Origin of the sequence: Pantoea sp. GD03673 (genome assembly GCF_029844725.1) — a bacterium.
Lineage (GTDB): Bacteria > Pseudomonadota > Gammaproteobacteria > Enterobacterales > Enterobacteriaceae > Pantoea.
In genome coordinates this window covers 305828-324320 of record NZ_JAOCKJ010000003.1, presented here as the reverse complement: position 1 = coordinate 324320, position 18493 = coordinate 305828, and the positions used below count along the sequence as shown (strand labels likewise).

Annotated in this window: 16 protein-coding genes; 8 read left to right on the top strand and 8 right to left on the bottom strand. The window is 53.6% G+C overall.

Annotated features, from left to right (window positions below; all coding sequences use genetic code 11):
• Positions 1–136: 136 nt before the first annotated feature.
• The gene (locus N5J69_RS07430) at positions 137–451 is read left to right on the top strand and encodes a glucose PTS transporter subunit EIIB (protein WP_279769215.1); all 315 of its coding nucleotides are present in this window, start codon (positions 137–139) and stop codon (positions 449–451) included.
• 106 nt (positions 452–557) lie between these two features.
• Here N5J69_RS07430 and N5J69_RS07425 read toward each other — a convergent pair whose 3' ends face one another.
• Positions 558–1820 carry a maltoporin gene (locus tag N5J69_RS07425; RefSeq protein ID WP_279769213.1) on the bottom strand — a complete coding sequence of 421 codons (1263 nt, stop codon included), beginning with the start codon at positions 1818–1820 and terminating at the stop codon, positions 558–560.
• A 265-nt stretch (positions 1821–2085) separates the two neighbouring features.
• On the opposite strand from N5J69_RS07425, the gene N5J69_RS07420 reads away from it, so the two are divergent.
• Positions 2086–3156, top strand: coding sequence for a LacI family DNA-binding transcriptional regulator (locus N5J69_RS07420; protein WP_279769211.1), 1071 nt, complete (start codon positions 2086–2088; stop codon positions 3154–3156).
• A gap of 91 nt (positions 3157–3247) precedes the next feature.
• On the opposite strand, the gene N5J69_RS07415 is transcribed toward N5J69_RS07420, so the two are convergent.
• The gene (locus tag N5J69_RS07415) at positions 3248–4021 is read right to left on the bottom strand and encodes a hypothetical protein (RefSeq protein WP_279769210.1); all 774 of its coding nucleotides are present in this window, start codon (positions 4019–4021) and stop codon (positions 3248–3250) included.
• A gap of 492 nt (positions 4022–4513) precedes the next feature.
• Here N5J69_RS07415 and N5J69_RS07410 point away from each other — a divergent pair, with 492 nt between their 5' ends.
• Positions 4514–5761 carry a sensor domain-containing diguanylate cyclase gene (locus N5J69_RS07410; protein ID WP_279769209.1) on the top strand — a complete coding sequence of 416 codons (1248 nt, stop codon included), beginning with the start codon at positions 4514–4516 and terminating at the stop codon, positions 5759–5761.
• A 293-nt stretch (positions 5762–6054) separates the two neighbouring features.
• Here the strand turns inward: N5J69_RS07410 and N5J69_RS07405 are convergent, their stop codons facing one another.
• Positions 6055–6438 carry a helix-turn-helix domain-containing protein gene (locus N5J69_RS07405; RefSeq protein ID WP_279769206.1) on the bottom strand — a complete coding sequence of 128 codons (384 nt, stop codon included), beginning with the start codon at positions 6436–6438 and terminating at the stop codon, positions 6055–6057.
• Positions 6439–6536: 98 nt separating this feature from the next.
• On the opposite strand from N5J69_RS07405, the gene N5J69_RS07400 reads away from it, so the two are divergent.
• Positions 6537–7265 (top strand): SDR family oxidoreductase, encoded by a 729-nt coding sequence (locus N5J69_RS07400; RefSeq protein WP_279769204.1) that lies wholly within the window; start codon positions 6537–6539, stop codon positions 7263–7265.
• 512 nt (positions 7266–7777) lie between these two features.
• Here the strand turns inward: N5J69_RS07400 and N5J69_RS07395 are convergent.
• Positions 7778–8254: a glutathione peroxidase gene (locus N5J69_RS07395; RefSeq protein ID WP_279769202.1), complete on the bottom strand. Its 477-nt coding sequence runs from the start codon at positions 8252–8254 to the stop codon at positions 7778–7780.
• 180 nt (positions 8255–8434) lie between these two features.
• A complete protein-coding gene (locus N5J69_RS07390; RefSeq protein ID WP_279769200.1) occupies positions 8435–9235 on the bottom strand; it encodes an SDR family oxidoreductase in 801 nt (266 codons plus the stop codon).
• A 748-nt stretch (positions 9236–9983) separates the two neighbouring features.
• Between N5J69_RS07390 and N5J69_RS07385 the strand changes: the two genes are divergently transcribed.
• Both N5J69_RS07385 and N5J69_RS07380 read left to right on the top strand, forming a co-directional pair.
• A complete protein-coding gene (locus tag N5J69_RS07385) occupies positions 9984–11567 on the top strand; it encodes a methyl-accepting chemotaxis protein (RefSeq protein ID WP_279769198.1) in 1584 nt (527 codons plus the stop codon).
• Between the two features lie 652 nt (positions 11568–12219).
• Positions 12220–13560, top strand: coding sequence for an MFS transporter (locus N5J69_RS07380; protein WP_279769196.1), 1341 nt, complete (start codon positions 12220–12222; stop codon positions 13558–13560).
• A 101-nt stretch (positions 13561–13661) separates the two neighbouring features.
• Here the strand turns inward: N5J69_RS07380 and N5J69_RS07375 are convergent, their stop codons facing one another.
• The 3 genes from N5J69_RS07375 to N5J69_RS07365 form a co-directional block, all read right to left on the bottom strand.
• Positions 13662–14111 carry a GNAT family N-acetyltransferase gene (locus N5J69_RS07375; protein WP_279769194.1) on the bottom strand — a complete coding sequence of 150 codons (450 nt, stop codon included), beginning with the start codon at positions 14109–14111 and terminating at the stop codon, positions 13662–13664.
• A 393-nt stretch (positions 14112–14504) separates the two neighbouring features.
• Positions 14505–15455, bottom strand: a complete 951-nt coding sequence (locus N5J69_RS07370; protein WP_279769192.1) for an NAD(P)-dependent oxidoreductase — start codon at positions 15453–15455, stop codon at positions 14505–14507.
• Positions 15455–16147, bottom strand: a complete 693-nt coding sequence (locus N5J69_RS07365; protein ID WP_279769190.1) for an RraA family protein — start codon at positions 16145–16147, stop codon at positions 15455–15457. Before N5J69_RS07365 ends, N5J69_RS07370 begins: the two co-directional genes overlap by 1 nt.
• A 173-nt stretch (positions 16148–16320) precedes the next feature.
• Between N5J69_RS07365 and N5J69_RS07360 the strand changes: the two genes are divergently transcribed.
• A complete protein-coding gene (locus tag N5J69_RS07360; RefSeq protein WP_279769188.1) occupies positions 16321–17031 on the top strand; it encodes an IclR family transcriptional regulator in 711 nt (236 codons plus the stop codon).
• A gap of 462 nt (positions 17032–17493) precedes the next feature.
• Positions 17494–18474, top strand: coding sequence for a DUF1852 domain-containing protein (locus N5J69_RS07355; RefSeq protein ID WP_279769186.1), 981 nt, complete (start codon positions 17494–17496; stop codon positions 18472–18474).
• Positions 18475–18493: the final 19 nt, after the last annotated feature.

Below are 18493 nucleotides of genomic sequence, written 5' to 3'. Positions count from 1 at the left end.
GCTGCCTGAATTGTGAATTTTGAGCAGGTTATGGCAGTTTCGGCGCAAATTCTGGGGCATTCTACCCCTCGTTTTCGTTTATCAGTCGTGAGTGGCGGGCAGCAGCCCGCCTTTTTATCATCTGAAGGAGAACAATATGGTGAGTCTGAAATCGTTTAAGCACTATTTCAGTCGGCAGCCGCTGACGGTGGAAGAGCTTGAGGTAGACAGTGCGCTACTGGAGCGTCTTGTCACGTGTTTTGGCGGGCGTGACAATATTCAGCAGGTGGATGCCTGTTTAACCCGGCTGCGGGTGAAGGTGACATCGCTGAAAGCGGTGGATACGGCGGGATTGCAGAAAGCGGGAGCGATTGGTGTGGTGATCCTGGGACATGAGGTGCATGCGATCTTTGGTAAACAGTCTGATCAGCTGCGTCAGCTGCTGGAAGAACGTTTCTTTAAACCGGAGTAACAACCGCAAGAGAAATACAAATAAAAAAATGGATAACCGTTGCCGGTTATCCAAATAAGCCCCTGCATAAGAGCTTAACAATGACCACAATGAGGAGATGGCGCAGTTACCACCAGGCTTCGACCTGAACGCCGAAGTTCCAGGTGTTATTACTGGTGTTATCTTTGAAGCTGTGACCGTCCTCGGAGTCATTCAGGTAAGAGGCAAACAGTCGCAGTTCAGGACGAGACATAAATTCGGGACCGGCTGCCAGACCCAGCGCCAGCGTATATTTCTGTCCCGCTGCTTTGTAGTCGCTGCCCACTTTGTTTTCATCTTTCTGCCAGAAGCTGCCCACTTCGCCAATACCGCGCACATACTGGGTAAACTGATACTGACCCCGACCCACCAGCGACAGCAGGGTGCTTTTGCTGGTCTGCGCGGTGATATCATCCGCTGAACCCCAGGTAAAGACCTGATTCAGAGAGAACTTGTCGGTGATCGGCAGCAGACCGGTATTAATGACGCGGTAGCCGGTGGCGTTTTGAGTATCGTTCCACATGTCATACCAGCCGCCACCCTGCGAAATCATATTCTGCGCAAGACCTTTATTGGCGTACTGGAACACCAGTTTCTGATAGCCGCCCCACATGTCCTGACTGATTTCACTGGTGAGCATGACGCCGTTATCTGCGTCATACAGGCCACCATATTCTTTCTGTTTGTTGGTGGTGTTTGGCATGGCGTAATCAATACCAAACTCAGTCCACGCGCCGGACCAGGGTTTCCAGCCTGCATAGCGAAGATCGAGGTAGTTGATATTGACGTCGTTGTCGCCATCGACGCGGTAATCCACATCGTTGGCATCGCCACGGATCCAGGCAAAGGAGATCGCGCCCGGCCCCAGCGTGTAGTTTTCAATCCCGGCACCCGAACCCGAGATGTTCCAGTACTTGGTATCAATGATGTGTAAATCGTGACGCTGGTAGTAGCGTTTACCGCCCCAGATCACGGCATCTTTGTCACCCGGCACCAGCCCTTTGATCTGCAGATTGAGCTGACGCAGGCCAAACTGTGCATCATCGCCGAAGGTGGTTTCGTTATCATTTGAGCCATCGGAGAACATACTGACCATGGTGTCGACGTAGAAACTGACGTCATCCTTTTTGTAAACCTCGCTGCCCAGCTCAACTTCGCCGTAGGTGTCAGCTTCGTTGCCAAGACGACCAACCTTGTTCTTTTGATACTCTTCAATACCGCCATCCTGCGATACGCCCACGCCACCGCGCAGATAGCCATGAAAATCGATATTGTCGATAGCGGCATAGAGCGTCGGGGAGGTCAGGGCCGCAGCAAGCGCCACAGCAGCAGTACGTAACCTTGTTTCCATGTTATCCTCAATTTTATTTGTAATACGTTCACATGACAGCGGCAGTAAACGCCTTTTGTCAGATGAGTGACAAATAAAATCGCGATGATGTGTGATGTACTGCAAATAAAGTGCCGCCATTTGTAACGATTAGTGAATCAGATCACCAAATTTCACGATGTGAAGGTATTACTTTTACTTTTTATTCGAGCAATGTGATTGCGGTAGCCTGGCTGACACCACGGCTGTGATACCATGCCGCCATCGGTAATCAGGGATGCGAATTATGAAATCTAAAAATGCCACCTTAGAGGATGTCGCCCGTCATGCTGGCGTGTCGTATCAGACGGTTTCGCGGGTTTTGAATAAGTCGGCAAACGTCTCGGAATCAACGCGGCGCAAGGTGGAGCACTCTATTGAGACCCTGCGCTACGTGCCCAACAGACTGGCGCAGCAGCTGGTGGGTAAGCAGAGCACAACGCTGGGTCTGGTGACCACATCGCTGGCGTTGCATGCCCCCTCTCAGGTGGCTGCTGCGGTTAAACGTTATGCGAATGTCGCCGACTACCAGGTGCTGATCGCCATGATTGATGAGAACGTCAATCAAAGCCTCCAGGATTGCATCAATGAGCTGAAGTCTCAGCGGGTGGATAAGGTGATCATCAACGTCCCGCTGGAGAGCAGTGATGCTGAGAAAATCGTGCAGGAGAACGACGATATTCTCTGTCTGTTCCTCGACGTTGATCCTTACAGCGCGGTGTTTAACGTTTCGTTTAACCCGGCTGACGGCACCCGTGCCAGCGTTAAATATCTGTATGAGCAGGGGCATCGCGAGTTTGCCCTGCTGGCCGGGCCTGAGCAGTCAGTTTCCGCCAACCTGCGGTTAAAGAGCTGGCTCGATACGCTGGAAAGCTACCGTCTGAAACCCGTCAGCATCAGCCACGGTAACTGGGATGCTCAGAGCGGTTACAACGGTGTGCTGCAATTGCTGCGTGAAGCACCGGAGTTCAGTGCGCTGCTGGTGGGTAACGATCAGATGGCGCTGGGTGTGCTGAGCGCGCTGCATCAGCGCGGCGTAGCGGTGCCAGGGCAAATTTCGGTGATTGGCTATGATGACACCTATGAAAGTGCCTTTTTTCATCCGGCGCTGACCACCGTGTCGCTGGATCTCGATTTGCAGGGCAAAGAGGCGGTTGCGCGCATTTTGCTGGCCAGTGAGCAGGATGAGCAGCGTTCTTCGTCAATTCTGCCTGCAAAACTGGTGGTGCGCAGTTCGACCGGTATTGCCGGACAGCAGCAGCGGGATTTAAAGCAGATAGCAGAGCAACTGCGGCTGATTGCCAGTCGTCTTGAGTAGCCTGTCGTCCGAAGGAACCCGGATGCTCTGAACATGAAAGCCGCCATTGCAGGCGGCTCCGATGATCGTTTACGCGTAAGCCGTAGATCGTTTACTGTGCGGCTGCCGTTCTCATGGCCGGACGCTGTGGCAGCACCACCAGAAAAACGATGATGAGCAGCGCCAGTGTTAGCGAAGCACCGTAGCGACTCAGCGCGAGCCCGCCTGAAGCCAGGGGCTTGTCCAGGAAGTCACCGACAACGGCACCCAGTGGTCGGGTCAGGATAAAGGCTGCCCAGAACAGCGCGGTGCGTGAAAGAGAGGTAAAGCGACTGATCGCCCAGATAACCGTCAGCGCGCCGACAAACAGCAGGATCCCGCCGTCGTACCCCAGCCCTTCGCTGTCGGCCGTCCAGTCACCCAATGCCGTGCCCAGTGTCTGTGAAAACATTATGGTGACCCAGTAAAAACACTCGGTAACGCCATTGTTGACCGAATTTACTGCGACCGTCCCGCAGCATATTTTCCAGAGAAAAAGCGAGAGGACCAGCAGTGTGCTCAGCAGCAGGGTGCCGCCTGTATAACCGATGTTGAGTGAGCGATCGGCAAAGTCCGCCAGGGTCGTGCCGACAGTGGTGGTCGCCACGACGGTGAACCAGTAGATCCATTTGTTAAAGCTGTTGCGATTGATCTGCACCACGACAGCAACCAGAAAGATGATGGCGAAAATCAGTGTGCCGGTCAGGTAACCCAGATTCATCGACATGGTCACCGCATCGCCGCCGGTCTCACCCAGGGTCGTGGCAGCGATTTTGGTCAACCAGAATGCCGCGGTAACGGCCGGAACTTTACTCAAAGCCTGCGAAGCTGTGTTGTTATTTTGCATAGGGTGATACTCCGGAAAAGCCCAACATGAGCTAATACAGCGGGGATGTTATAAGATTAATCTTAAGGCGAGATTAAGCCGCAGGCGTGACGGGATGCCTTTTTCACTGGCTCGCCATTCAGCCAGCCAGAGTGATGGCATAGCATGACGCGCCAAAACCTTCAGGGATTTCATGACGCGCAAGCTTCAGGTTTCATGGGCCTGTGAGACCCTGCCGTGATTAAAGATTATGCCCCGATGAGCCGATATACACAGGCTCTTGCTTCTGACACTGCAACCTGACAGCCTGGCATCATGCGAAAAGGGAACGGCATCGCGGACACTGCCGCCAGACTGGCTTCAGTCTTCGCCACCCTGTATAGCGGCCTGCCCGCCTGACCCCCTTACAGGCGTCGCCCTCAGCGACAGGCGGGCATTTACGGTTATAATCAGGTCTGTAGCGACGAGTATTGAGCTTATTTAGTATCGTCAGCAACATCGGAGTCGGCCGCCATGAACCCCATCATCAAACCCTCTTTTACCGCTCTCTGGTCTACAGACGCCCAGGGTATCTGCGTTGCCAGTCAGGAAAGCCCGGCGGGTCTGCTGCCCGAACTCAGGGGCGTGACGCTGAGCTCATGGCTAAGGCTGGCGCAGGCTGATGATGATGAGAAGATCGCGCTGAAACTGACTGCCGCGCTGGAACTGCTGACCCCTTTCCATATTGAAGTGCCGATCCATTGTCTGGACGGCCAGACCCGTCGGGTTGTTGTGTCTGGTCTGCCGGGTTGCCAGCCTGGCACGTCCCATCTGCAATATAACGGCTTCATTCTTGATGTGAGCGGACAGCGTAAAGCGCTGGAAGATGCGCTCCGCACTGCGGCGGAATACCGTCTGTTAATTGAGAACAGCACGGACCTGATTGCCCATTGCGATGCGGAGGGCCGGTACGTTTCAATCTCGCCTTCCTACAGCGAAATGATTGGCTGGACCGCAGAAGAAGTTGTCGGCCAGCTGGTGGTGGATTTTCTGCATCCCGACGATCGCGAATTAGCCACTGAAGCGCTGGCGTGCATCTTCAGCGGGGGCGTGCTGCCGGATGTTGTTGAGGTTCGCAAACGCCATCGCGACGGTCATTACCTCAATCTGGGCACCAAAGCCTGCGGCGTCATCAACCCCAACTCAGGAAAAAACATCGGTGCGGTCCTGGTGTCGCGCGACATTACGCGGGACAAAGAAAGGATGCGTAATCTTGAGAAGCTGGCTACCCTGGACACGCTCACCGGACTGCATAATCGCGCCTGGATTAACGAGAAGGTTGGCTTCATGCTGGCGCAGGCGGACGATCAGGCTTACACCACGGTGATGTTTATCGATTTGAATGGCTTCAAAGCGGTGAATGACCTGATGGGGCACGCAACAGGCGATGCCCTGCTGCAACAGGTCAGCAGACGGCTGCAACACTGTATGCGGCCGGGTGATTCGGTGGCGCGACTGGGTGGCGATGAGTTTGTTGTGGCAGCAAAGTGCGCTAATCGCGAAACAGCATCCGCTATTGCACTGCGGATTATCGACAGCCTGCAGGCACCTTTCGCCATCGAAAACAGGGATGTGCGTATTGGCGCGGCGATTGGTATCAGCCTTGCCCGCTTCGGGACGGCAACGGCCAAAATGCTATTCGAAAACGCGGATAAGGCGATGTACCAGTCCAAAGCCCGACGTGATGGCTCTTATCAGTTTTTTGAGCCAGCAGCGCCCTAATGGATGAGCAGGCGAGCCCGTTGTGAGTGCGTCGGTCATGTTAAAACCAACCTTTTTAGCCGATGTCACAGATCCCGCCGCCATGCATGTCACCTCCACCATGCCCCCTTGTGTGCGCCAGAAAGAGAGTCCGTTACGCCCGGCAGAAGGCTATGCATCACATCAGAAACTCACAGGTCAGATCAGGCAAGATGCGTGACCTCCCCGCACTTTACTTCGGCATAGAACGGGTCTTCGGGACAACGCTGGTTATCTGCTGCGTCCGGCATTCTGAACGTCGTCCGGTGCGATGTTTACAGGGGATCGCGGGTCTCACGCTCTTCATCATATCCCGCCTGCGCCTGTTCCAGGGCTTTCCCATGCTGCTTTGCCCAGTTTACCAGCGCGACAAAAGGATCCTGTAACGTCCGGCCCAGCGGCGTAATGGCATATTTAACCGCCACAGGCGATGAAGCAATCACACGGCGACTTATCAGTCCGTTGCGTTCCAGACGGCGTAATGCCTCCGTCAGCGATTTATGCGTGATGGGGTCGAGCCTGCGCTTGATGGTGTTAAAACGTGAGGGCTGAGAGCACAAGACGGTCAGGATCAGGACTGACCACTTATTCGCTACCTGCTCCAGGATTGGCCGCGTGCTGTTGATCTCGGCGAGTAGCTGGGTGATATCGGTGGTCATGCGGTTTCCTCGGGGATATCTGATGTACACCAGGTGCGTAATTGACACTAAATATACGAAATGTATCATCAAGCGTCCAGCCACTATTGGGAGTCGCAATGATGAAACTGAGTGGAAAAGTCGCCCTTGTCACCGGGGGTAATAGCGGTATCGGCCTTGCTGTCGCTCGCCGTTTTGCAGAGGAAGGCGCACGCGTTTTTATAACCGCCCGGCGGGAAGCGCAACTGGCTGAGGCGGTCGCCGCGATCGGCGGTCAGGTCGAAGCCATTCCTGCCGATATCACCCGCGAAAGCGATCTTGCGCGCCTGTTCGCAACCCTTGTCGCCCGCGCGGGTCGCCTCGATATTCTTGTTAACGCGTCAGGCGTGTCAGAACCTGCGAGCCTGGAAGAGACAACCGGGGAGCACATCGATCGCGCGTTTAATCTGAATGTGCGCGCGATGGTGCTGACGGTGCAGCACGCGGTGCAGCTGATGGGTGAGGGCGGCAGCATCGTGCTGGTGGGTTCGATTGCAGGCGAAATGGCCAATCCCGGCTACGGCAGCTATTCCGCCAGCAAAGCCGCCGTGCGTTCGTATGCCCGCACCTGGAACAGCGAGCTGGCACCGCGTGGCATCCGGGTGAACACGCTGAGTCCGGGCCCCACTGACACGCCGATGTTTGACCGTGCCAGCGATGAAGTGAGACAAACGCTGAGCGCCCGAATCCCGGCTAAGCGGCTGGGGAATCCGGATGAAGTGGCCGCCGCCGCCCTGTTTCTGGCGTCCGATGAAAGCCGTTATGTCGGCGGTACCGAGCTGGTAATTGATGGCGGCATGACCGCGTAGGGGATGCCGCAGGCGCGACCGGATGTAACGCATTCAGTCGCACGACAGAACCGCCTGACGGAAAAGAGCGGTGAACAGCGGACGTTACCCCAGTTAATCAGACGGTCATTGAAGGAGGATGTAAATCCACTCCGGTTCGCGGCGTCACAAAGCGCAAATCGGTTGATAATGTCGGATGGTTTTCCATTTTCAGGAACCTGCCAGCCCCACTGGCAGGCCGTTTCAGCGCCCGGAACACATGGGATACCGCAAAGATTTTCCGCAAAAGGATCATCCGCGATATCACCTCAGCACACCTTTTCAGCACACGCATGAAAGCAGAGCTGACGCCGGTTATTCCGGTTTTGATTTCGGTGAGCGTCCCTTCTTTAATCGCGTATAGCACGCGCAACGGCGGGGGGCCTGTACGACGGATTTAACGCAACTATTCACCCCTTACCCTGTAAACCTCCCAGGCTCCTCAACGTGATGAATTTCTTCGGTAAGGGGGGCGGTTACTTTAATTCATATCCTCAGAGGGCAGCTGCAATTGCGGCTTCCATTTTTGCCGGAGTCGTGGTCGGCGCAAATCGTCTGACAGGTCTGCCGTCGCGTCCTATCAGGAACTTAGTGAAGTTCCACTTGATACGACCACCCAGCACGCCGGGTAATGCTTCCTTGAGGTAACGAAACACCGCGTGTGCTGCGGCACCGTTGACGTCGACTTTCTCAAACATCGGAAAACTCACGCCGTAGTTGATGTGGCATGTCCGGGCGATATCGTCGGCCCCGCCGGGTTCCTGCTTACCGAACTGATTGCAGGGAAAACCGAGTATCACCAGCCCCTGAGCGGCATACTTTTTGTAAAGTGCTTCCAGCCCAGCATATTGTGGCGTGAAGCCACAATGGCTGGCGGTATTCACCACCAGAACCACTTTGCCAGCGAAGTCGGCCATCGGGACTGGCTGGCCAGTCAGGCTGACGGCCGAAAGTTGATAAAAGGGAGACATGGACAATCCTTAGCGCGGAACCTGTTTAATGACAACATTAGCATAGCGCGGCCCACGGCGGTTGCGGCGGGAAGTGGGTGTCTGGTTCGACATCGGCGGCGCGAGCTATCACAGTATGCACAGGGCGGGAAGAGGGGTGCTCTCTCCGCCAGGTCATTAACCGGTTACGTGACGCATAACTCAGCCGTTATCGCGAAAGCCGGGATACAGGCTCATTCCGCCATCGATAAACAGCGTGGTGCCATGAACGTAGTCGGAAAGGTCACTGGCAAGCCAGACCACCGCATTCGCCACATCTTCCGCAGCACCGATACGCCCGTAAGGGATGAGTTTTAACAGCGCCTTGCCCGCTTCGCCCTGGGTGGTCTCTTCATTTATGGCGGTAGCGATAGCGCCGGGTGCGACTGAATTAACGCGTATCCGATCCTCGCCCACTTCCTGTGCCAGGCTTTTCATCAGCAAATCAACCCCGCCTTTGGAGGCGGCGTAGTTAACGTGTCCGGCCCAGGGAATCAGCTGATGAACTGAACTCATATGAATGATTTTACCCACAGCCCGGCTGATCGCCGGGCGATGCTCCTGGTCACGAAACTGACGCAGCGCTGCACGCGCACAGAGAAACTGCCCGGTAAGATTCACGTCCAGAACGGTATTCCAGTCCTCAAGCGACATCTCAATGGATGGGGCATCTTTCTGTAGCCCTGAGTTCGCCACCAGAATATCCAGCCTGCCAAATTCAGCAATCGTCTGGTTAAAGAGATTTTCAACGTCAGCCTCTTTTGATACGTCCCCCTTTACCGCAATGGCGCGTCCACCGTCTGCACGGATTTTCTCAACCAGCTCTTCGGCGGGCTCTGCCTGGCTGTGGTAGTTAACCACCACACCGGCACCCGCTTTGGCAAGGGCTTCTGCACAGGCATAGCCGAGACCCGAGCTGGCACCGGTAACCAGCGCAACCTGATTTTCGAGTGATAAGATCATGAGGCTTCCTTATTTCTGTCAATGATGAGCCTGTTAACCCGGCGGGCATCATCAGGGGAATGAATAGCGATGTATCGCTGACACCACGATGTTCAGATACCCACGCTGTTTCTGAGCGGCTGACCGGCTCGCGCGCAGGGTCTGAGACACTGAATTATAGATGCGAAGTGCGGGGTTGGCTGTTGTCACGCTCTGCATGAGCAGACAGGAAGGGTGGATGCAGAAACCTGAGCGGCAAAAACAGGCGGAATCTGAGAGGCAAACAGGAGCCCGTCAGAAGAGAGGCTGCTTTGACATGCTGGTTTCTCTGACTGGATTGGCTTCTGGCATCCATTGCCGGATACCTGATCCAGGGAGATAACAAGAGGCAGTATCGCCAGGCAGATGTCAGTTCACGTTATGTCGGTCTCTGGTCAATATTTACTGCCTGCGGCGGTTGGTTCCGGAATTGCCATGCCAGCGTGCATAAAGAGAGTGAGGCCGCTACGTTAGTCAGCGTGAAAAGGGCGGCAGAGGTATGCGCAATCACCGCCAGCCCAACTACCGCAACAGAAATACATTGAATCCCTGAAAATAAGGCCAGCCAGCGGCTGCGTTTCTGTTAATCGCAACCCTGTACGTCCTGTCAGCCTTCATAAAAGCTTAACGCATGATCGGGACGCCCGACCATAAAGTCCGTGCTTCACCGTGACGATAACTGTTGTACCGGGATTGGCCGGTGCATTGTTGTTTTCACCACGGAAAAACTATGAAGCTTAATCATTTTACAATTGGACAAAGACTCAGCGTGATGGCCGCCATCCTTCTGCTCGCAACGCTGTTTGTCGGGTTAAGAGGCATCACCCTGAATGCTCAGGGTCTGCAAAAAAATACAGACATCATGGCAAGCGAAGCACGTGTTGCTGAGAGCATCGATACGGCCCGAAATGCCCAGGTTCAGTTTAAAATTCAGGTACAGGAGTGGAAGAACATTCTGTTGCGTGGCACGCAGAGCATGGGCGTTTTTGACAAATATAAAGCGGCCTTTCTGGCGCAAAGTAACAAAACACAGGGGCTCCTGCATCAGCTGCTGATACTGCAGCCTGAACTGGGTATGGATACAACCCATGTGAAACAAACGATTGCGCTACACCTTCAGCTCAGACAGAAATACCTCGCTGCGTTGCAAAGCTACGACATTCATAATCCGGCCAGTGCCCAACTGGTTGACAGCCAGGTCAATGGTATCGATCGCGAGCCGACCAAAATGATTGATGACGTGGTTCATCGTACGCTGGCGCACGCTCAGAAACTCAATCAGGCGCTGACGGCGCAAAACCTGGCTCAGTATCAGGAAACCCGCATGACCTTGTGGGTCGCCATGGCGGGTATTTTACTTTCCGGCGTATTAATAACCGTCTGGTTAATTCGCAGCATTACCCATCCACTGCGCGAAGCTGTCAACATTGCGCGCACCGTTGCTTCAGGCGATCTCCAGACGGTTATCCGTCCCAGTGGACGTGACGAAACCGCAGAGCTGATGACGGCGTTGCTTGAAATGAATAGCAGCCTGACGTCAATTGTCTCTGGCGTCCGCGTCGGCACGGAAAACATTGCCTCCGCTTCCGTTCAGATTGCACAGGGCAGCCAGGAACTCTCGTCACGTAACGAGGCGCAGGCTGGCGCACTTGAAGAAACGGCCGCCTCGATGGAGGAACTGACCTCGGTGGTGAAAAATAACGCTCAGAATGCCGTTCATGCCAGCAACATTGCACAGGATGCCCGCTCCATTGCAGGCCAGGGCGGCGAGGTGGTGGAAAAAGTGGTACACACCATGAGCGAAATCCAGCAGTTTTCCAATGAGATCAATCAGATCATTACGGTGATTGACGGTATCGCTTTCCAGACTAACATTCTGGCACTGAATGCGGCGGTCGAAGCGGCACGTGCGGGAACAGAGGGCCGTGGGTTTGCGGTGGTTGCAGCAGAAGTTCGTGCTCTGGCGCAGCGCTCTGCAAAAGCAGCGAAGGATGTGCGTATCCTGATTGAACGTTCTGTGAGTTCAATCGGCCAGGGCAATGAGCTGGTCAAACATGCCGGGATGACGATGGAGGAGATTATTTTACGCATTCATCAGGTCAGCGAGTTGATTGAAAACGTTTCGTCGGCCAGTAATGAGCAGAGTGTGGGTATCGATCAGGTTAATCTTGCGGTCACGCATATGGATGCGGCCACTCAGCAAAACGCTGCCCTTTCTCAGCAGTCTACTGCTGCGGCGCAGGCTTTACAGGCTCAGGCTGAAATGCTGCTTGCCAGTGTCAGCGTGTTTAAAATTAATCCAGCGCACGCTTAATCTAAGGTGTCAGGACTGGACTGCCTTACGGTGTCTTTTCCTGACACTTTTTCAGCGTGGGCTGCCGCCTGTCTCTCAGACAGGCGGTCAGCGGATTCATCAATCTGCCATTTTCACGGCCTTTCTGGTCGGGAGAAAAGCGCAGGCATAAGTGTGATGTATCGGCCCGCCAGATTTGGGGGGCTGTGTATCACCTGTTACCGGTGCTTTGCTTCTGATAACCGGTGGGTAAACATGGTCATGGTTACGCGTCAGGATGCCGCGCATGTTGTTGCCGGGGAACGTCAGATCTCTGTCCTGCCCCGGTCTTCACAGTGTCAGTTCCGGTGTCACCCTAACTGGCTTATTGCCAACAGGCGTGACTGATTCACCCCCTCCGCACAAACCCGTTTCAGACGGTTCCTTCCCGCCATGCTATCCCTACACCCAAAAAAAGAACGTTCAGCGAAATGCTCTGACGACACCCTCGTCACATAAACTAAATTCATTGAGCACTTTTTTGTGACAAATAACACAACCTGATTACATCTTCCGGCAGGCATGAGATTTTATCGTGATAATGGTTTTACTCAGTACATTACTGTTTTACAGAGTACAACGAAGGCGCTTTGCCAATGGCGCGTAAAGCGATGACAAAACTGTGAGGATCATCATGTCTGAAAAACAGCACATCACGACTTTCTCTGCCGATATTGAGCAGCAGACCGTTAAGAAGGTGGTCTGGCGCATTTTGCCCTTTCTGATCGTCTGTTATCTGATTGCCATTATCGATCGCGGCAACATTGGTATGGCTTCATTGCAGATGAACGAAGATTTGGGCCTGTCCAAAGCCGTATTTGGTTTTGCGAGCAGCCTGTTTTTCGTCGGCTACTTTCTGTTCGAAGTTCCCAGCAACCTTGCCATGCAGAAAATTGGCGCAAAGATCTGGATCTCTCGCATCATGGTGTCGTGGGGCATCATCTCGGTCTGCACCGCCTTTGTTGAGAGCGCCAATACGCTCTACATCCTGCGCTTTTTACTGGGTGCCGCAGAGGCAGGATTTTTCCCTGGTGTGATCCTTTATCTGACGTACTGGATCCCCGGTAAGTACCGTGCGCGTGTGATTGCGACCTTTATGGTGGCTATACCGGCGGCGAATTTTATTGGATCGCCTATCTCCGGTCTGATTTTGTCGCTCGACGGCTGGCTGGGCATGCGCGGCTGGCACTGGTTATTCATCCTGGAAGGCATTCCGGCGGTGATTCTGGGGATTGCGGCATTCTTTTTACTGAGCAACCGCCCCTCTAATGCCAGCTGGTTAAACCAGGAACAAAAAGCGTGGCTGAACAGCACACTTGAAGCTGAGAATGCGAAAAAGAAAGCCATTGGTCATATTTCCCTCTGGCAGTTGCTGCGTCATAAACATATCTGGGTGATGGCACTGATTTATGCAGGCGCGTCTGCGGCAGGATCAACGCTGAGCGTGTGGTCTCCGCAGCTGCTGAAATCATTCGGACTGGATAATTTCACCACCGGTTTAGTCAATGCGATTCCTTACGGCCTGGCATCCATTCTGATGATTGTCTGGGGCAGAAGTTCTGACAGAAGCGGCGAGCGTCGCTGGCACACCGCGTTAACGCTGTTCCTGATTGCGGGTGGTCTGCTTTCCGCCTTTATCACTAACACCCTGACCGGCAGCGTCGTCATCCTGTCACTGGTATTAGTCGGTGCCTACTCAATGAAAGGACCTTTCTGGGCACTGGCATCGGGATGGATGTCATCCACCACTGCCGCTGCGGGTCTGGCTGCTATCGGTGCGATGGCGAATCTGATTGGCGGAGGATTGATGGTCAACGTTTACGGCATCATCAACCAGGCCACCGGCAGCCATACACTGGCCATGATGCCACTGGCTGTCCTCTGTGGCATCGGCGGTATTGCGGTGCTGGTCATGGGTCGAAAAAAAGAGCTGAGCATTGAAGTGGAAAACAGCGCTTCACCGGTCAGTAAGTAAAATAACCGCATCTGCAGACGTGGATCACCGCGTCTGCAGATGCGCTTTTTCAGTTTTCCCTTCGACAGGGCAAGTCAATTCCGCGTAGCGCTGAGTCAGCTTCATAATGCTTTTGCGAAACAGACCGCCTCTTCCCGACCTGCATAGGGCCCGTAATTTTCAATTTGTAGGTATCCATTCTTCTCATAAAAATTCACAGCCCGATGGTTAACACGCCGGGTTTCAAGCCAGAGTTCGTTATACCCCATACGCTTCGCGGCTGTTTCAAGGAATGTGAGTAAAGCAGTACCGATACCGGGAGAACTTCGGTCTGAGAACATCCTTTTGAGTTCAGCCACATTTTCCGATAAAGGTCGAATGGCTCCGCAGCCTATCGCATTGCCACTGCTGTCCCTTGCCAGCGCCCACAGCGCTCTTTCCTGCTCCATTGACGCTAATGTGAAATGGCGTTTGCCACCATCACCCGTGATTGAGGCGAGTTCCGCTGACAGTTTTTCAACGATGTGTCGGGAGCAGGGAGAAAGGGGATCGGATTCCTCAACTTTTTTCATGCTAAAACCCTTTTTTAACTTTCTGATCAGGCCAGATTTAAATCAGAACTCAGTTCAGATAGGGATGCTCCAAAGTTGGTTTGCCGTAAGATTCAGGAGACAAACAGAGTTCTGCCACGACTATTCGTCTTTAGCAGGCAGACAGGCTTTAGCACGCATGCATGCGAGACAGGAAGGGTGTTGTTAACGGCACCTGACACGTGCGCACTGATCTGAGCATTTATCCGTTTATGGATGCCTGCCACAAGGGCAGCTTAGCAGTGGGTCAGCACAAACAAAACAAGCAGAGGATGAGAGCGACAGAGAGCGTTGTCAGCAATCGGTGTAAACGTAAACCCATAAAAAAGCCGACTAAACAGCGTGATAGTATGTTTAGTCGGCATGTTATCGGGCTCAGGCGACCGGCGTTTCTTTTTCCAGGGAGTCCGCCAGAACATTCAGAATGTTACTGGCCGCAACGGTGCCCATCCTGACATAGGCGTTATCACTGACGCCGCCAATGTGTGGCGACAGTATCACTCGCTCAACATTTTGCCAGATGTGCGGGGCGGTCAGCGGTTCTGTGGGGAAACTGTCCAGCGCGGCCCAGGCAACGGTGCCCTTGTTCAGCGCCGCTAACAACGCCTCCTCATCGATGAGACCTCCGCGTGCCGTGTTTACCAGAATGGCGCCTTTTTTAAACAATGCGAGTTTCTCAGCGTTAATCATCTGGCGCGTCTGTTCGGTCAACGGACAGTGCAGCGAAATGACATCTGACTGTTGCAGCAAATCGTCAAGTGATACGGGTTCACACTCATCAGGAAAAGTTTTAGCAAAGGGATCATAGGCGAGCACTTTCATGCCAAAAGCCCGGCCAATGCGGGCGACGCGACCGCCTATTGCCCCCAGTCCTGCCAGACCCAGCGTTCTGCCTTCCAGTTCAACGGACTTATGAGTGGATTTGTCCCAGTGCCCCTGACGCATGCGCTGATCAAGCGTAATGATCGATTTGGCGCAGGCCAGAATCAGCGCCCAGGTATGTTCAGCGACAGCTGCTGCGTTGGCACCCGGCGCGGATTGCACACTGATATGCCGCGCCGCCGCGGCCTGCTGATCGATAACGTCAATGCCGCTGCCGTGTTTGGAGATCACACGCAGGGCAGGCGCGGCGTCCATGATGCGGGCGTTGATTTTCCCGTAACGGACGATAATGCCCACCGGGTTATGCTGCTGGCAGAGCTGAACCAGTGTCTCTTCGTCCGGCTGTTTTCCAGCATAAACAACAGTGAACGCGTTGAGCAGGCTGACCGCCTGCGGTGCCAGATCGTTGGCGGTGACCAGAATGACGGGAGGTGTGGTTGTCATCAGAGCGCCTCCCCATCGGCCAGCATTCCAGCGGTATGCAGGGCTTTCTCTAACCACGGCGCGCGAAGGTCGCCATCACGAATGGCTGCAATACGGCCAATCTCGAAATCCAGTTTTTTCTGCGCCAGTTCGAGCAGTGCAGGCACCTCTTCACGCGGCAGAACCACCACGCCATCAATATCACCAATAACGAGATCGCCCGGCTGAATAGCAGCACCCGCGACAGAAACCGGGTAGTTAACGCGTCCCGCAACAGATTTGGTCGGGCCGCAGGGATTCAGGCCTGCGGAGAACACCGGGAAGCCGTTCACACTCAGTGCGTCGGCGTCACGCACCGCGCCATCAATAATAATGCCCGCGATGCCGGATGCTGCCGCCTGGGTGGCCATAATTTCCCCGATTAATGCACAGCTGATGTCGCCCTTGCCATCAACCACAATCACATCACCCGGTTTGGCAATTGCCAGCGCAACATGAATAGCCAGGTTGTCGCCCGGTCTGACTTCAACGGTGATAGCGGGACCCGCCACTTTCATCGAGGAGGCGACCGGTTTGACGCGACCATGCAGTGTCCCGCGACGTCCGGCGACGTCAGCGAGTATCGCTGCCTGAAACTGAGCCGCCTGTTTGACGAGCGCGGGCGCAATCCGGGTAATGTCGCGATTGATGAAGGTATTCTCTGCATTCGGCATAGATCATTCCTCTTTCGTTTTACCAGGTACAACTATGTTGTACAATATAAAACAACTATATCGGTGTTAATTGATTTCGCACCAGTGTTAAGCACGCATTTGTGATGTAAATACGATGTGAATCACAAATTGCACGGTAAACTGCCTGCCGTCGCACACAGGAGGATGTACTGATGGGAAATGAAGGCGTAATTGCCGTAGAAAAAGCGCTGGCGCTGCTGGATTGTTTCAAACCTGGTGAGGAGTCGCTGACGCTGACCGCGCTGGCGCAGCTTTCGGGTTACCATAAAACAACGGTTTATCGCCTGATGAACTCCCTTGAGCGCATGAATTATGTGATTCGCCGCGACAATGGCGTTTACACCCTGGGACCAAGACTTCTTTATCTGGGCAAGCTCTATGAACAATCTTTTCATCTGGCCAGTATTGTTCAGCCTGAACTTCACGCCCTGGCGACCGCGACGGGCGAAAGCGCCTCATGGTATGTGATTGAAAACGAGCAACGGCTCTGTCTTTTCAGGGCTGAGCCTTCTGAAGGACTGCGTGAAACACGGCTGCCCGGCACCTTTCTGCCCCTGGATAACTCTGCCATCGGACAGGTGCTTCGCTACTGGGGGCAGAATGAACCCCTGTTTGAAACTGAACCTGAACTTCCGCTGTACACGTCCGGTATGCGCGATCCGCATATTGCGGCGTTCTCTGTACCGGTGTTTGGGGAGAATGACAACCTTATCGCCGCACTGGCACTGACCGGGCCGTCGTCACGCCTGACGCAGTCGAAAGGTGAAAGCGGGTTGGGAAAACTCATGAAAGAAACGGCCAGCAGACTTTCTGTAAAATCCGGCGCGCATAAAGCGACCTGCGATAATTTTTATAAAATCTAGCAGACGTGCCCGGCACTGTTGAGCACGCGTCAGGTCGTGCTCGTGCAGAGCAGCAACATTCATCTGGCTGGAATTGGCTGATTTCAGCCAGATGAAGAAAATGATATCTGGCGGGCCTGAGTACGACGCCCTTTGTTGCCCCAGTGCCGGGGCAGGGTGGAAGTAAGCTAACTTATTGAAATGAATTATTATTCCCCAGTTTCATCGAGCTTTTTATCACGCTGATTTACTCTCACACGGTAAAAGGCGCGCTGGCCGCATGAAAAAATCCCCCGCTTCCCCGTCTCAACATGAATTTCCTTCATGTTCGTTGAAATTTAATCACTTTTTTTCAGGCAGAGGTTGAGGCATAAAGTAAGAATTGTTAATAACTTTGAGTCATATGAATACTTGTTAAGGGCTGGCAAAGCGGCATAACCCTGAAGCAACACATCATATCAGCGACCAGGATACCCGATAGCGATGAATAACGTAGCCTTTACCCTTAAGCGCATTCGTTTCGACGAAAACTATAACCCTTCGAAAAATACGCGGGCGACGACTAACTTCGCAAATTTAGCGCGCGGCGAAAAACGTCAGGAAAATCTGCATAACGCTCTGGCAATGATCGACAATCGGTTTAACGCGCTGGCGCACTGGGACAACCCAAAGGGCGACCGCTATTCTGTCGAGCTTGAGATTATTTCTGCTGAGCTGAACCTTCGTCCCGGCAGCAACGACGAACTTTTCCCGGCAATCGAAATTTTAAAAACGCAAATCGTGGATCACAAAACCGGCCAGCGCATTGACGGGATTGTGGGGAATAATTTCTCATCCTACGTGCGAGATTATGATTTCAGCGTTGTACTGGCAGATCACAATAAAGGCCAGACAGCATTCAGTCTGCCGGATGATTTTGGTCAGCTGCATGGCAACATATTCAAAAGCTTCGTGAACTCAGCAGCCTATAAAGAAAGCTTCAGTAAATCTCCGGTTATCTGCCTGAGTGTGTCGAGTAAAAATACTTACGTGCGCACCGGTAATCACCATCCGGTACTGGGCATTGAATATCAGCAGGATGAACCTTCGCTGACTGACGTTTATTTCGGAAAAATGGGCCTGAAAGTGCGTTTCTTTATGCCGCAGGGCAGCGTTGCGCCTCTGGCCTTTTATTTCCACGGTGACCTGCTCAGCGATTACACCAATCTTGAGCTGATCAGCACTATCAGCACGATGGAAACGTTCCAGAAAATCTATCGCCCGGAAATTTATAACGCGAATTCAGCAGCCGGACAGTGCTATCAGCCCACGCTGCAGCATCAGGATTATTCGTTAACCCGCATCGTTTACGATCGCGAAGAGCGCAGCCGTCTGGCCGTGGAGCAGGGTAAGTTCACTGAGGCCCATTTCATTAAGCCTAATCAGACACTTCTCGCGCAATGGTCTGCTGAATCCGTTCTTTGATTAATTAAATATAAAAGGT

What these genes read in the sequence shown, in the direction of transcription:
- N5J69_RS07425 (WP_279769213.1), bottom strand. Translation starts at nt 1,820, where the DNA reads ATGGAAACAAGGTTACGTACTGCTGCTGTGGCGCTTGCTGCGGCCCTG.
- N5J69_RS07420 (WP_279769211.1), top strand. Translation starts at nt 2,086, where the DNA reads ATGAAATCTAAAAATGCCACCTTAGAGGATGTCGCCCGTCATGCTGGC.
- N5J69_RS07385 (WP_279769198.1), top strand. Translation starts at nt 9,984, where the DNA reads ATGAAGCTTAATCATTTTACAATTGGACAAAGACTCAGCGTGATGGCC.
- N5J69_RS07370 (WP_279769192.1), bottom strand. Translation starts at nt 15,455, where the DNA reads ATGACAACCACACCTCCCGTCATTCTGGTCACCGCCAACGATCTGGCA.
- N5J69_RS07415 (WP_279769210.1), bottom strand. Translation starts at nt 4,021, where the DNA reads ATGCAAAATAACAACACAGCTTCGCAGGCTTTGAGTAAAGTTCCGGCC.
- N5J69_RS07365 (WP_279769190.1), bottom strand. Translation starts at nt 16,147, where the DNA reads ATGCCGAATGCAGAGAATACCTTCATCAATCGCGACATTACCCGGATT.
- N5J69_RS07390 (WP_279769200.1), bottom strand. Translation starts at nt 9,235, where the DNA reads ATGATCTTATCACTCGAAAATCAGGTTGCGCTGGTTACCGGTGCCAGC.
- N5J69_RS07395 (WP_279769202.1), bottom strand. Translation starts at nt 8,254, where the DNA reads ATGTCTCCCTTTTATCAACTTTCGGCCGTCAGCCTGACTGGCCAGCCA.
- N5J69_RS07355 (WP_279769186.1), top strand. Translation starts at nt 17,494, where the DNA reads ATGAATAACGTAGCCTTTACCCTTAAGCGCATTCGTTTCGACGAAAAC.
- N5J69_RS07380 (WP_279769196.1), top strand. Translation starts at nt 12,220, where the DNA reads ATGTCTGAAAAACAGCACATCACGACTTTCTCTGCCGATATTGAGCAG.
- N5J69_RS07400 (WP_279769204.1), top strand. Translation starts at nt 6,537, where the DNA reads ATGATGAAACTGAGTGGAAAAGTCGCCCTTGTCACCGGGGGTAATAGC.
- N5J69_RS07430 (WP_279769215.1), top strand. Translation starts at nt 137, where the DNA reads ATGGTGAGTCTGAAATCGTTTAAGCACTATTTCAGTCGGCAGCCGCTG.
- N5J69_RS07375 (WP_279769194.1), bottom strand. Translation starts at nt 14,111, where the DNA reads ATGAAAAAAGTTGAGGAATCCGATCCCCTTTCTCCCTGCTCCCGACAC.
- N5J69_RS07410 (WP_279769209.1), top strand. Translation starts at nt 4,514, where the DNA reads ATGAACCCCATCATCAAACCCTCTTTTACCGCTCTCTGGTCTACAGAC.
- N5J69_RS07360 (WP_279769188.1), top strand. Translation starts at nt 16,321, where the DNA reads ATGGGAAATGAAGGCGTAATTGCCGTAGAAAAAGCGCTGGCGCTGCTG.
- N5J69_RS07405 (WP_279769206.1), bottom strand. Translation starts at nt 6,438, where the DNA reads ATGACCACCGATATCACCCAGCTACTCGCCGAGATCAACAGCACGCGG.